The 13,741-nt window shown below is 65.2% G+C and carries 14 protein-coding genes; 7 read left to right on the top strand and 7 right to left on the bottom strand.

Going from position 1 to position 13,741, the window contains the following annotated elements; translation table 11 throughout:
- Window positions 1–132: 132 nt before the first annotated feature.
- Together LQF09_RS13845 and LQF09_RS13840 are read left to right on the top strand one after the other, a co-directional pair.
- A complete protein-coding gene (locus LQF09_RS13845; protein ID WP_270068248.1) occupies window positions 133–1,122 on the top strand; it encodes an ABC transporter ATP-binding protein in 990 nt (329 codons plus the stop codon).
- Complete coding sequence (locus LQF09_RS13840; RefSeq protein WP_002930261.1) at window positions 1,119–1,880, top strand: ABC transporter permease; 762 nt, start codon at window positions 1,119–1,121, stop codon at window positions 1,878–1,880. Before LQF09_RS13845 ends, LQF09_RS13840 begins: the two co-directional genes overlap by 4 nt.
- A gap of 137 nt (window positions 1,881–2,017) precedes the next feature.
- Here LQF09_RS13840 and LQF09_RS13835 read toward each other — a convergent pair whose 3' ends face one another.
- The 3 genes from LQF09_RS13835 to ccoG are packed head-to-tail and all read right to left on the bottom strand — an operon-like array spanning window position 2,018 to window position 5,610.
- The gene (locus LQF09_RS13835; protein WP_270068247.1) at window positions 2,018–2,557 is read right to left on the bottom strand and encodes a DUF934 domain-containing protein; all 540 of its coding nucleotides are present in this window, start codon (window positions 2,555–2,557) and stop codon (window positions 2,018–2,020) included.
- Complete coding sequence (locus LQF09_RS13830; protein WP_270068246.1) at window positions 2,529–4,199, bottom strand: nitrite/sulfite reductase; 1,671 nt, start codon at window positions 4,197–4,199, stop codon at window positions 2,529–2,531. Before LQF09_RS13830 ends, LQF09_RS13835 begins: the two co-directional genes overlap by 29 nt.
- A 13-nt stretch (window positions 4,200–4,212) precedes the next feature.
- Complete coding sequence (gene ccoG, locus LQF09_RS13825) at window positions 4,213–5,610, bottom strand: cytochrome c oxidase accessory protein CcoG (protein WP_270068245.1); 1,398 nt, start codon at window positions 5,608–5,610, stop codon at window positions 4,213–4,215.
- A 168-nt stretch (window positions 5,611–5,778) separates the two neighbouring features.
- Here ccoG and LQF09_RS13820 point away from each other — a divergent pair, with 168 nt between their 5' ends.
- Together LQF09_RS13820 and LQF09_RS13815 are read left to right on the top strand one after the other, a co-directional pair.
- Window positions 5,779–6,414, top strand: coding sequence for a cytochrome c oxidase subunit 3 family protein (locus tag LQF09_RS13820; RefSeq protein WP_443081764.1), 636 nt, complete (start codon window positions 5,779–5,781; stop codon window positions 6,412–6,414).
- Window positions 6,415–6,416: 2 nt separating this feature from the next.
- A complete protein-coding gene (locus LQF09_RS13815; RefSeq protein ID WP_002930251.1) occupies window positions 6,417–6,725 on the top strand; it encodes a hypothetical protein in 309 nt (102 codons plus the stop codon).
- Here LQF09_RS13815 and LQF09_RS13810 read toward each other — a convergent pair.
- Window positions 6,720–8,132 carry an aminotransferase-like domain-containing protein gene (locus tag LQF09_RS13810; protein ID WP_270068244.1) on the bottom strand — a complete coding sequence of 471 codons (1,413 nt, stop codon included), beginning with the start codon at window positions 8,130–8,132 and terminating at the stop codon, window positions 6,720–6,722. The two genes, LQF09_RS13815 and LQF09_RS13810, sit on opposite strands and share 6 nt — an antisense overlap.
- A 261-nt stretch (window positions 8,133–8,393) precedes the next feature.
- On the opposite strand from LQF09_RS13810, the gene acuR reads away from it, so the two are divergent.
- From acuR to LQF09_RS13795, 3 genes are read left to right on the top strand one after another with little or no spacing between them, the layout of a single operon-like run.
- Window positions 8,394–8,969: an acrylate utilization transcriptional regulator AcuR gene (gene acuR, locus LQF09_RS13805; RefSeq protein ID WP_002930246.1), complete on the top strand. Its 576-nt coding sequence runs from the start codon at window positions 8,394–8,396 to the stop codon at window positions 8,967–8,969.
- A 49-nt stretch (window positions 8,970–9,018) separates the two neighbouring features.
- Window positions 9,019–10,002, top strand: a complete 984-nt coding sequence (gene acuI / locus LQF09_RS13800) for an acrylyl-CoA reductase (NADPH) (protein WP_270068243.1) — start codon at window positions 9,019–9,021, stop codon at window positions 10,000–10,002.
- Between the two features lie 49 nt (window positions 10,003–10,051).
- Window positions 10,052–10,630: a peroxidase-related enzyme gene (locus tag LQF09_RS13795; protein WP_002941838.1), complete on the top strand. Its 579-nt coding sequence runs from the start codon at window positions 10,052–10,054 to the stop codon at window positions 10,628–10,630.
- 81 nt (window positions 10,631–10,711) lie between these two features.
- On the opposite strand, the gene LQF09_RS13790 is transcribed toward LQF09_RS13795, so the two are convergent.
- From LQF09_RS13790 to alc, 3 genes are all read right to left on the bottom strand, one after another.
- Complete coding sequence (locus LQF09_RS13790; RefSeq protein ID WP_270068242.1) at window positions 10,712–11,959, bottom strand: sensor domain-containing diguanylate cyclase; 1,248 nt, start codon at window positions 11,957–11,959, stop codon at window positions 10,712–10,714.
- A 111-nt stretch (window positions 11,960–12,070) separates the two neighbouring features.
- On the bottom strand, window positions 12,071–12,583 hold the full coding sequence (locus LQF09_RS13785) for an ureidoglycolate lyase (protein ID WP_270068241.1): 513 nt from the start codon (window positions 12,581–12,583) through the stop codon (window positions 12,071–12,073).
- Between the two features lie 82 nt (window positions 12,584–12,665).
- Window positions 12,666–13,715 (bottom strand): allantoicase, encoded by a 1,050-nt coding sequence (gene alc / locus LQF09_RS13780; RefSeq protein WP_270068240.1) that lies wholly within the window; start codon window positions 13,713–13,715, stop codon window positions 12,666–12,668.
- Window positions 13,716–13,741: the final 26 nt, after the last annotated feature.

The raw sequence follows: 13,741 nt of genomic DNA, 5'->3' as shown, positions 1-13,741 counted from the left end.
TGCGGGTCGTGATCGCAGGGTCCTGTGAGTGCCCATTATGGGGCGTTTCGGTATGGCTGCTCTGACATAGATCAGAATGAGCACACGTTCATCCGCGTTTGCCTGCGATCTCGATCTGTTATCTTCGACGCCATGGACTCCATCATCTCGATCTCGGCGCTCTCCAAGACCTATGCATCCGGATTCACTGCGCTGAAAGGTGTAGATCTCGACATCCGCCGCGGCGAGATCTTCGCGCTGCTTGGGCCGAACGGTGCGGGCAAGACCACGCTCATCAGCGTGGTCTGTGGACTGGTCAACGCGACGGCCGGCAGCGTGCGGGTCGATGGCAACGATATCGTGCGCGACTACCGTGCCGCACGCGCGCAGATCGGCCTGGTGCCCCAGGAGCTCACCACCGAGGCGTTCGAGACGGTGTGGAACACCGTCTGCTTCAGCCGCGGGCTGTTCGGCAAGCCGCCCGATCCGGCCTACCTCGAGCGCCTGCTCAAGGCGCTGTCGCTGTGGAGCCGGAAGGACAGCAGGATGCTGACCCTGTCCGGCGGCATGAAGCGCAGGGTGCTGATCGCCAAGGCCTTGTCGCATGAGCCCAAGGTGCTGTTCCTCGATGAGCCGACCGCGGGCGTCGACGTCGAGTTGAGGCGTGACATGTGGCAGCTCGTGCGCCGTTTGCGTGACGAGGGCGTGACGGTGATCCTGACCACCCACTACATCGAGGAGGCCGAAGAAATGGCCGACCGCATCGGCGTGATCGCCAAGGGCGAGCTCATCCTGGTCGAGGACAAGGCGGTGCTGATGGACAAGCTCGGCGGCAAGCAGCTCACCCTGCAACTGGTGGTGCCGATCACCGAGATTCCGCCCGCGCTGGATCGTTACGGGCTGACGCTGGGCAAGGGGGGCAGCACGCTGGTGTATCGCTACGAGACGGGCCGGAACGGTGAGTCCGGCGACAGCGCGATCGCCGGCCTGCTGCAGGACCTTGCCGGCGCGGGCATTGCCTGCGCCGACCTGCACACCACCCAGCGCTCGCTCGAAGATATCTTCGTCAGCCTGGTCAACGAGCCTGCGCTTGGGGGCGAAAACGGCAGCGAGGCCCGGGCGGCCGCGGAGGGCGCACGATGAACTGGCACGCCGTTCGCGCGATATACCTGTTCGAGATGGCTCGCACCAAGCGCACCCTGCTGCAGAGCGTGCTGGCGCCGGTGATCACCACCACCCTGTACTTCGTCGTCTTCGGTTCGGCAATCGGCGCGCGTATCCCCGAGGTGGAGGGGGTGAGCTACGGCGCCTTCATCGTGCCCGGGCTCATCATGCTCAACCTGTTGACGCAGAGCGTGTCGAACGCCTCCTTCGGCATCTTCTTTCCGAAGTTCTCGCGCACGATCTACGAGATTCTGTCGGCCCCGGTTTCGCACTTCGAGATCGTGCTCAGTTTCGTCGGGGCTGCGGCGACCAAGGCGGTCATCCTGAGCGTGATCATCCTTGCCACCGCGACCCTCTTCGTTCCGCTGCGCATCGAACACCCGGTATGGATGATCGGCTTCCTGCTGCTCACCGCGGTCAGCTTCAGCCTGCTCGGCTTCATCCTCGGCATCTGGGCGGACAACTTCGAGAAGCTTCAGCTCGTCCCTTTGCTGATCATCACGCCGCTGACCTTCCTCGGCGGCAGCTTCTACTCCATCGACATGCTGCCTGCGGCGTGGCGCACGGTATCGCTGTTCAACCCGGTGGTGTACCTGGTCAGCGGTTTCCGCTGGAGCTTCTACGGCAGCGGCGACGTGCCGGTGGGCGTGAGCCTGGCGATGACGCTGCTGTTCCTCACGGTGTTCGTGGCGCTCGCGACGTGGATGCTGAGGACGGGATATCGGTTGAAGCCCTGAGCCGCCGGGCAGGCTGCGCCATCTGCCATCTTCGTGCAGGACACGGGCAAGGCAGACTGGGGCAGCCCTGAGCGCCACTGGGGCGACAGCGGGGGGGCCGCGAGCCGAGCCGCGTGCATTTGCGATGTCAACACCGATCACTTGTCTGCGGCAGGATCTCGAAGTGGGAGGGAGCCCTTGGGGGCGGTGCGAGGAAGAGCGCCGAAATCGGGCGCCCACGCATAGTCGTCGAAGGCACTCAGTGCGGCGTTAACATCCTGGTCTGCTCGCAGCGAGAATGCATCGAAGCCGCAGCGGTGCAGGAAGTACAGCTGGTCGCGAAGGATGTCGCCGACCGCGCGTATTTCGGCTGAAAAGTTGAAGCGGACTCTCAACAGACGCGCCGTTGAATAGCCTCGCCCATCGGTGAAGCTCGGAAAATGGATGGCGACGAGAGCGATGTCCGCCAGATACGGCGCCACGGCGTCGGGTTCATCATCCGGGCCGAGCAGGATCGCGATGCGGTGCCCTTGCGTCCGCAGCACTTCGGCGTGCGTGCGGTAGTGCGCAAGCGGTACGATCTGCCGAGGGCCGGCGGGGGTCAGGTCGATGTCGTCGAGGGCCTCGTGCGAGAGCAGGCTCCATTCGTCGGCGACGATGCGCCCATCCTTAATGAGCGGCTTCATGGCGTTCTCCATAGACGGCAAGCTTGAAAGGAGTGAGGCCGATACGATCGAGCGTGTCGATGAAGCACTCTTCGGCGAGGCGCTCGCGCAAATAGACTTGCAGGATTCGTTCGATGACGTCGGGAATGTCGCTGGCCGCGAAGGACGGCCCGATCACGCGCCCGAGGCGGGAGTGCTTGCCTTCGCTGCCGCCCAGCGTCACCTGGTACCACTCCTCGTTGTTCTTATCGACGCCGAGGATGCCGATGTGTCCGATGTGGTGATGGCCGCAGGCATTGACGCAGCCGGAGATGTTCAGCTCCAGCGGGCCGAGGTCGAACAGATAGTCGAGGTCGTCGAAGCGCGCCTGGATTGCGGCGGCGACCGGCAGGGATTTTGCGTTGGCCAGCGCGCAGAAGTCGCCCCCAGGGCAGCAGACAACGTCGGTCAGCAGGCCGATGTTTGGCGTTGCGAGCCCGCTTCTCCGCGCGATCTCCCACAACGCATACAGGTCACGCAGCGGCACGTTGGGCAGGATCACGTTCTGCTCGTGGCTGACGCGGATCTCGCCGGCGCTGAAGCGTTCGGCCAACTCGGCGACCCGGTCCATCTGGTCGGCTGTCGCATCGCCCGGCGGCACCCCGGTCTTCTTCAGCGACAGGGTGACGATGCCGTACCCGGGGTGCCGATGCGGTGCCACGTTACGCTCGACCCAGCGCGCGAAAGGGCGATTCTCGGCGCGAGGGGCAACGAAAGCCAGATCGGTTGCCCGCGCGTCGGCGTACGCAGGTGGCGCGAAGAACGCTTCCATCGTTGCGAAGGTGGATTCCGGGATCAGGCTTCCCGCGCCGCGCGTATGACGCCATTCCGCGTCCACCTCGCGTGCGAAACCTTCGACGCTCAGGTCCTTGACCAGGATCTTGATCCGCGCCTTGTACTTGTTGTCGCGACGTCCATAGCGGTTATAGACACGCAGGATCGCCTCGAAGTAGTTCAGCAACTCGGCGCGTGGCAGAAAGGGCTTGATGCAGTGCCCCACCATCGGCGTGCGACCGAGACCGCCGCCGACGAAGATCTCGAAGCCGGGCTCACCTTGGTCGCTCCGACACGCCTTTGCGCCAATGTCGTGGAATCGCACCGCCGCGCGGTCCTCCTCACCGCCGGCGATGGCGATCTTGAACTTGCGCGGCAGGAACTGGAACTCGGGCGCCAGCGCCGACCACTGGCGGACGATCTCGCAATAGGGGCGAGGATCGAGGATCTCGTCGCGTGCAACGCCGGCGAACTGGTCGGTCGTGATGTTGCGGATGCAGTTGCCCGAGGTCTGGATTGCATGCATCTGGACCGTGGCTAGCAGGGCCAAGATGTCCGGCACATTGGCAAAGCGGACCCAGTTGAACTGGATGTTGCTGCGCGTCGTGAAGTGCCCGTAGCCGCGGTCCCAGGTGCGTGCGATGTGTGCAAGCATGCGCAACTGCATGCTCGACAGCGTGCCGTAGGGGATGGCCACGCGCAGCATCGGCGCATGGCGCTGCAGGTACAGCCCGTTCTGCAGGCGAAGTGGGCGGAAGTCGTCCTCGCTGAGCTTGCCGTCGAGGTGGCGCTGCATCTGGTCGCGGAACTGGCGGACGCGGTCATCGACCAGGCGCTGATCGGTTTCGTTATAGCGGTACATGATGGCTGACTGTTCAGTGGGTGGGCAGGATGAAGGTGCTCTTCTCGCGCACGGCAAGGCTTTGGTCGTGCAGTGCCACCGTCTCGAACACGATCGGCTGCACGCCTGACGGCATGCCTTCGAGCGGGGACGACAGGGTGAGCGTGACGGTATGGACGCGCCCCGGCTCGACCATGAACTCGCTGGTGCCTTCGATTCGCAGCCCCGGCAGGCCGCTCACACCGATGCGGAACTGGTGGGCCGCCTCCTCCATGTTGATGAGCTTGAGGATGTAATTGTTTTCGATTCGTCCCTCGGTGCTCTCCTGCATCAGTGCACCGCGATCGCGGTGCACTTCCACCCGCAGCAGCACGCGCTCGTTCAGTGTCCACAACCCGAGCGCAGCGAACACGAGCAGCAGGCCGACATAGACCAGAGTCCGCGGCCGCCACCGGGCCGCTGCAGCCTGCGGTCGGCCGGCAAGCTCGCGCGCGCTCGTGAAGCGAATCAGGCCGCGCGGCGCGCCGATCCGGTCCATGACCTCGTCGCAGCCGTCGATGCACAGGCCGCAGTTGATGCACTGGTATTGAAGACCGTCGCGGATGTCGATGCCGGTCGGACACACCTGCACACAGATGCCACAGTCGACGCAGTCGCCCTTGTTGGTGGATTGCCGCAGGGCACCACGCGGTTCGCCGCGGCGGCTGTCATAGCTGACGTTTGCAGTATCCGGATCGATCATCACCCCCTGGAAGCGCGAGTACGGACACATGTGCTGGCAAACGGCCTCGCGTGCCAGCCCCGCCTGCAGATAGGTGAAGGTCGCGTAGAAGATCAGCCAGAAGGTCTCCCAGGGGCCGGTCTGGAAGCCGGCGATCGCCGGCAGCAGTTCCCGGATCGGGGTGAAGTAGCCGACGAAGGTGATCGCGGTCCACGCCGCCACCAGCGCCCAGATGCCATGCTTGACCGACTTGATCAGCAGCTTGCGCGCCGACATCGGGCTCTGGTCGAGGCGCAGGCGGGCAAGGTGGTCGCCCTCGACCTTGCCCTCGATCCACACGAAGATGGACGTATAGACCGTCTGCGGACAGGCAAAGCCGCAGAACAGGCGCCCCGCCATGGCGGTGGTGAAGAACAGCGCGGTGGCGGCCAGGATCAGGATGAAGGCGAGCAGCAGCGCGTCCTGCGGCCACAGCACCAGGTCGAAGAGATAGAGCTTTTCGTCGACGATGTCGAACAGGATCGCCTGCCGCCTGCCTGTCGCCGTCGTCCATGGCAACCAGCACGCACCGTAGAACACGATCTGGGTAAGCCAGACCATTGCCCAGCGCAGGCCGTTGAAGCGGCCCTGCACCGCCTTGGCGTGGACCTTTCCCTTCTTGCGATAGAACTCCAGCCGGGCTTCGCGCGCCTTGCTGACGGGTGGGTTCATGGATGTACTCCGGCTTCAAAGATGGCCGGAAGTACATCATCCCGGGTGGGATAGGTGCAGATTCAGATTGTTTGATTTAGAACAGGTACAGATTCTGGCTGGCTGTCTTGCTGTGCCGGATGACTATCGGCCCGACTGTTCCTGTCTGCGCATCGGCAGGCGGTGACAATGAAGGTGTCGAGTCAGGAGTTGAGTACCGTGATTGCCAATACGATGAGTCTTCCCAATGCAGCGGATCTGCCCCCCAGTGCGGGTAGGGTGCCCGGCAACAAGGGTATCTGGGTCGGGATCTGCTGCGAGTTTGTCGAGTTTCTGGTGCTGTTCATCGTGTACTTCGTCGCTCGCGCGCACTTCCCGGAGGATTTCCATGCGGGGGCCGAGCGTCTTTCGCAGACGGCGGGCGTGCTCATCACGCTGCTGATGGTGAGCAGTAGCTTCTTCATCGCCTGCTCGGTCACCCGCCTGCGTGCCGGGCGCAGGCGCGAATCGATCGCTTGGCTGATTGCGGGCCTGGTCGCCGCACTCGGCTATCCGTTGGTCAAGTACTTCGAGATCCAGTGGAATCTTGCGCAAGGGATCGATGGGCAGTCGGGGATCTTCTTCACCGTCTATTACTACCTGACTTTCACCCACATGGTGCACGCCTTCTGGGGCATCCTCGGCATCCTCTGGGTCCTCACCCGGCACGGGTTCGGGATCTACACTGCCGACGAACACGGCGGTCTGGAGGCGCTTGCCAGCTACTGGCATGCCACCGACATCATCTGGCTGGTCATTTTTCCCTTCTGCTACGTTCTGGCCTGATCATGGATACCTCCGCACGCAAGCCCGCCACCTCGCTGCAACCCCTGGTCCTGGCCTGGCTGGGGCTGGTCGGCCTTACCCTCGTCAGCCCGCAGCTCGGCGCCGGCCTCGGTGGGCAGGACACCGTGCAGCTCATCGTCGCCGCGATCATCTGGATCAAGGGCCGGCTGGTCGCACGCTACTTCATCGAGGCTGAGCTGGTGCACCCCTTCCTTCGCAATGTGCTGCGTTTCTTCATTGCCTTCACCCCGATCGCGATCGTGCTGACGACCTTGTTCGGCGACAGCTTCACCCGTCTCGCCAGCCTATAGCTGGCGTTTGATCAGCCTGCCGAGCGTGGCCAGTGCATCGTCCTGGCGTGCCGTGGCGGGGTGGCCGAAATTGAGTCGGAGGTAGCTGGAGAACTCGCGTTTCGCCGAGAAGATCGGCCCTGGCGCGGTGCTGATGCCGTGTGCGAGCGCTGCCTCGTGCAGTTGCAGCGTGTCGACCCGGGCAGGTAGCTCCAGCCACAGGAAGTAGCCGCCGTCCGGCCTGGCCAGGCGGATGTCGTGGGGCAAGTGCGTCTCGATGCCGGCCAGGAGTTGTGCCTCTTGAGTGGCAAGCTGCCTGCGCAGCTGACGCAGGTGGTTGTCGAAGCCGCCGTGCTTGAGGTAATCGGCCAGCGCGATCTGCACCGGCACGGCAGTCGCCAGGCTGGTCGAGTATTTCTGCCGCTGAACCTTCTTGGCGAACCGCCCCGCTGCGACCCAACCTACGCGGTACCCCGGGGCGAGGCACTTCGAGAACGAAGATACGTGCAGCACCAGTCCGTCGGTGTCCATTGCCTTGCTGCACAAGGGGGCCTCGCGGCCGAAGTACAGCTCGGCATAGACGTCGTCCTCGATCAACGGAACCTGGTACTTGCGCAGCAGCTCCAGCAAGGCGCGCTTGTTCTCGTCCGCTACGCGGCTGCCCGTCGGGTTGGCGTAGTTGAGCATGAACAGGCAGGCCTTGACCGGATGATGGCGCAGCGCATCGGCCAGCGCATCCAGGCTCACGCCCTCGCGCGGGTGGCTCGGGATCTCGATCACCTTGAGTCCAAGGCGTTCGCTGGCCTGCAGCCCGGCGTAGAAGGTGGGTGATTCGATGGCAACCAGGTCGCCGGGCTGGGTCAGGGCCTGCAGGCAGAGGTTGAGCCCTTCCATCGCCCCTGACGTGACGACGATCTCCTGTGGCGACACCGAGGCGCCATGCGCCAGGTAACGCAATGCGATCTGTCGGCGCAGCTCCTCATTGCCCGGAGGCAGGTCGGTCACCGTGGCCAGCGGGTCCAGGTGACGTGCGGCCGCGGCGAGGAAGCGCCCGAGCTTGTCGAGCGGATACAGCCGCGCGTCCGGAAAGCTCGATCCCAATGGGACGATCGCAGGATCGCGAACGCTGTCGAGGATCTGGAAGATGAAGTCGCTGACCTCGAGCGCCGTGGAGCCGCCCACAGGGTGCGTCATCTCGGGCTCTGGCAGCTTGCGGCCGAGCCGGGCGCGCACGAAGTAGCCCGACTTTGGTCGCGCCTCGATCAGGCCCCGGCTTTCGAGCAGGTGGTAGGCCTGGGTGACCGTGATCGGGCTGACGCCATGGGTCTTGCAGGCCTGTCGCACGGAGAGGAGCTTGTCGCCGGGACGTAGTACGCCCGATGCAATCAGTACTGCAGTTCGCTCGGCAAAGTCTTGGTAGAGGCTCATGGGGCGATGCTAGCAGCGGGTTGCCCGCAGCGCCTTGGCATGGATCATTCCTCGCAGCTGCGCTGCGGCTGGCGCAGGTTCAACTCCTGGTTGAGGTCGGTGCCTGGGTCTCGTGTGTTGGCGGGCCAGCGGTGCGTGCCGAGGGTGTCGTCGGGAGTTTCCTTGCATTTATAAAGACGATCGGTCTAATATCTGCCCATGGTTCCGGAACAGCAGACTCCCCGTCGGCGCGGCAGGCCGCCCAGACAGCGCGCAGACCTGATGGAGACGCGCGAGCTGTTGCTGCGTGCGGGCCTGGAGGTGTTCACCGAGAAGGGCTTCTCGGCCACCGGCATCGAGGAGATCCTTGGCCGCGTAGGCGTGCCCAAGGGCTCCTTCTACCATTACTTCGACAGCAAGGAAGACTACGGCCTCGAGGTGATCGGACGCTACGGCGTGTTCTTTGCCCGCAAGCTGGATCGCCATCTGCTCGATCCGGCACGCCCACCGCTGGCGCGCCTGCGCGCTTTCGTCATCGACGCGGCAGAAGGCATGGCACGCCATGAATTCCGCCGAGGTTGCCTGATCGGCAACCTCGGGCAGGAGATGGGCGCATTGCCGGAGAGCTTTCGGGTCCGGCTCAGGGATACTTTCGAGGATTGGCAGGCCCGTTTTGCGGCCTGCCTGAACGAGGCACAGCGGGCAGGGTGGCTGGCACCACAGGCCGACTGCGCGGGACTCGCTGCAGTGTTCTGGATTGGTTGGGAAGGCGCAGTCCTGCGTGCCAAGCTCGAGCGCAGTGCGAGGCCGCTCGAGCTGTTTGCCGATTTCTACTTCGCCGGGCTGCCCAAGGGCTGACTTTTTTCGTGTTTTTATAGACGTTCGGTCTAAATCTGGAGGGGATGACATGTTCAAGGGCGTACTGATCGAGAAGGACGATGCGGGTTACCGCGCGAGCGTCAAGACGCTTGACGAAGCGCAGTTGCCCGAGGGCAACGTGACCGTGCGCGTCAGCCACTCGACGCTCAACTACAAGGACGGGCTGGCGATTACCGGCAAGGGGCCGGTGGTGCGCAAGTTTCCGATGGTCCCGGGCATCGATCTGGTCGGGGTGGTCGAGGACAGCACCCATCCGGAATACAAACCCGGGGACGCAGTGGTGCTCAACGGCTGGGGTGTGGGCGAGGTGCACTGGGGCGGCCTGGCGCAGAAGGCGCGTCTGAATGGCGACTGGCTGGTGCCGCTGCCCGCGGCCTTCACGCCGCAACAGGCGATGGCGATCGGCACCGCGGGCTATACCGCCATGCTGTGCGTGCTGGCGCTCGAACGCCACGGGGTCCAGCCCGGGGACGGCGAGATTCTGGTCACCGGCGCTGCCGGCGGTGTCGGCAGCGTCGCCATCGCGGTGCTCGCCAAGCTCGGCTACACGGTGGTGGCGGCGACCGGCCGCACGCAGGATGCCGACTACCTCAAGGCGCTCGGGGCGGCGGAGGTGGTCGACCGTGCGCTGTTCTCGTCGCCTGGCAAGCCGCTGGGCAAGGAGCGCTGGGCCGGCGCTGTCGATGTGGTCGGCAGCCATGTGCTGGCCAACGTCTGCGCCACCACCAAGTACCGTGGCGTGGTCGCTGCCTGCGGGCTGGCGGCGGGCATGGACCTTCCGGCGACGGTCGCGCCCTTCATCCTGCGCGGCGTCACCCTGGCCGGCGTCGACAGCGTGATGTGCCCGCGTGCGGACCGGCTGCTGGCCTGGCAACGCCTGGCAAGCGATCTGGATCTGGCCAAGCTCGGGCAGATCAGCCGCGAGGTCGGACTGGCCGAGGCCATCCCGCTCGCCGACAGCTTGCTCAGGGGCGAGGTCCGCGGCCGCATCGTCGTGGACGTCAATCGCTAGAGCCGTCCCGTCAGGATCAACCGTTTCATCATTCCAAGGAGAAGAAAGCATGACCCAGGCACAGCAATCCGCAGTGAGCCGTTTCCCTGTCCCCGAACTGAAGGACATGCCCGAAGACATCCGCGCGCGCATCGAGGCCGTTCAGGAGAAGTCCGGTTTCATCCCCAACGTGTTCCTTACGCTCGCCCACCGGCCCGATGAGTTCCGTGCCTTCTTCGCCTACCACGACGCGCTGATGGAGAAACCGGGCAACCTGAGCAAGGCCGAGCGCGAGATGATCGTGGTGGCGACCAGCAATGCGAACCAGTGCCAGTACTGCGTGATCGCCCACGGCGCGATCCTGCGCATCCGCGCCAAGAACCCGCTCATCGCCGACCAGGTTGCAGTCAACTACCGCAAGGCCGATCTGAGCGCTCGCCAGAAGGCGATGCTCGATTTCGCCATGAAGGTCTCGCAGACCTCGCATCTGGTGGGCGAGGCCGATTTCGAACTGCTGCAGGCGCACGGCTTCACCGAGGAGGACATCTGGGATATCGCCGGCATCGCGGCCTTCTTCGGCATGTCCAACCGTCTTGCCAACGTGACGAGCATGCGGCCCAACGCGGAGTTCTATGCGCTCGGCCGCTGAGCGCAGGGCTTGCCAGCCCCGCGCGGTGCATGCGAGCGCGGGGCGGTGATGAGACCTTGTGCAGCCTGAGTGCGGTCGCGCTCAGGCGAGCGACAAGCGGTTGCGGCCATTGCGCTTGGCCTGGTAGAGCGCAGCGTCGGCGCGTGCGAAGAGGGCATCCGTCGTCTCGCCTGGCTTCCGCAGCGCAAGGCCAAACGACACCGTGCATGCACCGACCTGGGTATCGCGATGGGCGGCGACGCGCAACCTGATGCGTTCGGCTAGCTCGACGGCTGCCGCCTGGGGGCAGTCTTCGAGCAGGATCAGGAACTCCTCGCCTCCCCAGCGCATCACCTTGTCGCGACTGCGCACCGAGTGGCGGAGGATGTGTGCGATGTCGCGCAGTACGCGATCGCCCGCGGGGTGGCCGAAGCGGTCGTTGATCTGCTTGAAATGGTCGATGTCGCAGACCAGCAGGGCCAGCGGCGTGCCCTGCACCTGCGCTCTACGCTGGGCCTCTTTCAGCAGTTGCTCACCGTGTCGCCGGTTGTGCAGGCCGGTGAGGGTGTCCTCGGTCGCGGCCTGGCGTAGCGCATGCTCGATGTCGACGCGCTCGGAGATGTCCTTGCTTACGCTGACGTAGTGGCTGATGCGGCCGGCGTCGTCGCAGATCGGCGAGATGCTTTGCTCGGCGTGGTATAGCGAGCCGTCGCGCCGGCGGTTGGTGAAGGTGGCGCGGAAGTCACTGCCGCTGGCCAGAGAGGTGTGCAACTCGGCATAGAACTTTTCGTCGTGCTCGCCGGAGCGGAACAGGGCCGGCGTCATGCCGATGACCTCGTTGACCGCATAGCCGGTCACGTTGGCGAAGGCGAGGTTGGCGAAGATGATGCGCTTAGCGGTGTCGGTGATGATGATCGGATCGCTGGCGGCATCGAGCGCGCGCGCGAGCAGGCGATTCTCGCGGTCGGCGCGGACATGCTCGGAGATGTCCTGCTGTATCGACACGAAGTGCGTGAGCTTGCCCTCGTCGTCGCGGACGGGGGTGATGCTCCAATGCACGGTGTAGGGCGTACCGTCTTTGCGGTAGTTGATCGCCGTGCCTTCGAAGAAGCGCCCTTCCTGCAGACAGATGCGCAACTCGTCGATCACTGCCCGGTCGGTCTCCGGGCCTTGCAGGCGCTTGAGCGTCTGGCCTTTCAGCTCTTCGAGCGTATAGCCGGTCATCGCGCAGAAGGCTGGGTTGGCGATTTCCACCCGCCCGCCGACGGTGAGGTCGGCATCGGTGATTACGATCGCGTTCCACGACTGCATTACGGCGGCCTGGAACAGCCTCGACTCGGAGGTGCTCATTGGGCAGGGCAGAAGCCAAAACGCCCTATCCTAGCAGCGTGGCGCGGTAGTGCGGGCTGCTATTGTGTTGTGGATGTGTCGCGAGTCACGTGCCGGTGCCGGCCGATGGGTTCATGTGGGCGCTGCGATCCTGCCCGGGGTCTCGAGCTGGATCTCGTCGCAGTTGTGCCCTGGCCCGCTGCGGTCGATGACGATGAAGTCGCAGATTTCGTCGAGTGCGAGCAGGGGGTGGTGCCAGACGCCGGGGGCGTAGTTGACGCCCTGGTCGCCGCGGGCGAGGAAGACTGTCAGGTCTTGTGCGGTGGGCGGTGCGCCCGCGGGGGCGACGACGACCAGATAGGGCTTGCCCGACATGGGGATGAAGGCCTGTGAGGCGAGCGGGTGGCGCTCCATCATGTTCACGGTGAAGGGCAGGGCGCGGGGCTGTCCGCGGAAGATGGAGACGATGACGCGGCCCTCGGGCCCGGGCTCGATGCGAGCGAGGTCGTGGTAGCGCTCGGTGTTGCCGGCGTTGATGGTGAAGTGCGGTGCGGCGTCGCGGGCCTCGATGAGCTGGCCGAAGGGTGCGAAGGCCTCGTGGGTGAGGGGCTCGACGGCGAGGGGGAGGGCGGGGTGCGCGGTCATGGTGTGCTCTCGGGTGAGGAAGGGGGCGACACGCTGGTCGGGCGCCCGGGCGCAGGGCTGCGCCCGCGCAGCGCCGGTCTTCTTATTTGGCCTCGACCTTGCCCCACAGGCGCAGTCGCGAGACGCCGCCGTCGGGGAAGATGTTCAAGCGCACGTGGGTGATCGGCCCGAGTTTGGCAACCTGCTCCGTGAAGGTATGGATCGCATCCATCTCCAGTTTCTGCTCGGGCAGCAGGGTGTGCCAGAACATCGACTGGGTGGTGATCGAGCGGTCGGTGCCGCCGGTGACATAGGCGGCCTGGATCGAGCAGCGATCGGGGTAGTTGCCCTTGAAGAAGGCGGTGTCGACCTCGATGCGCTCGACCGTGCCGGGGGCGCCGAGCTCGAGCACGCACCAGTCGTTGCCCGGTTCGCGGCGGCGGCGGGTCTCCCAGCCATCGCCCATGTTCATGCCACGGCCCGGCAGCAACAGCGCGGCGGCCGAAGAGCCGAAGCTGGCGTCGTTCCACGACACGGCGCGGCCGCCATTTTCCATCGCCACCAGATCGACGAGTTCGCCCGCGGCGGCTTTGGCCGCGAGCGAGCCCACCGGGCGGCCATAGACGCGCAGGCGCGCGATGCCGCCGTCCGGATACATGTTTACGCGCAGGTGGGTCCAGGCCGCGGTGCTGGCGCACTCGAGGAGGTGATGGCTGTTGGGTCCCATCGGGGTGGCCGGAAGGATCTCGGTCCAGGTCGCGGCCTGGAGCGCGGCCACGTCATCGGCGCCGGAGACGCAGGCCTCGATCGAGACGGCGGGCGGGTAGTTGCCGGTGAAGTGAGAGGTGTCGACGTCGAAGCCGCGGATGACGCCCTTGACGCCGAGTTTGACGAGAGCCCAGTCGTGCCCGGCGACGCGCTTGCGGCGCGACTCCCAGCCATCCATCCACTTGCCGTTGGTGTCGAACTTGCCGGGGACGAACTGTGCGGGCTCGGGGTTGAGCATGCGTGCGACCTCGGCGAAGAAGTCGTCGGAGGCGGCGATTGCCTTGGCGCCCAGGCGCGGGTTGGCGAGGTCGACCGAGCGCAGCGCCCAGTCGGGCAATTCGGCAGGGGGGGCGAAGACGGGGGCGCCGGGAGTGTGGCTGGCCATGTGTGTTCTCCTTGTCAGAGTTGGAG

Source organism: Thauera sp. WB-2, from assembly GCF_027594845.1.
Taxonomy (GTDB): domain Bacteria; phylum Pseudomonadota; class Gammaproteobacteria; order Burkholderiales; family Rhodocyclaceae; genus Thauera; species Thauera mechernichensis.
This window is presented reverse-complemented; position numbering and strand designations above follow the sequence as displayed.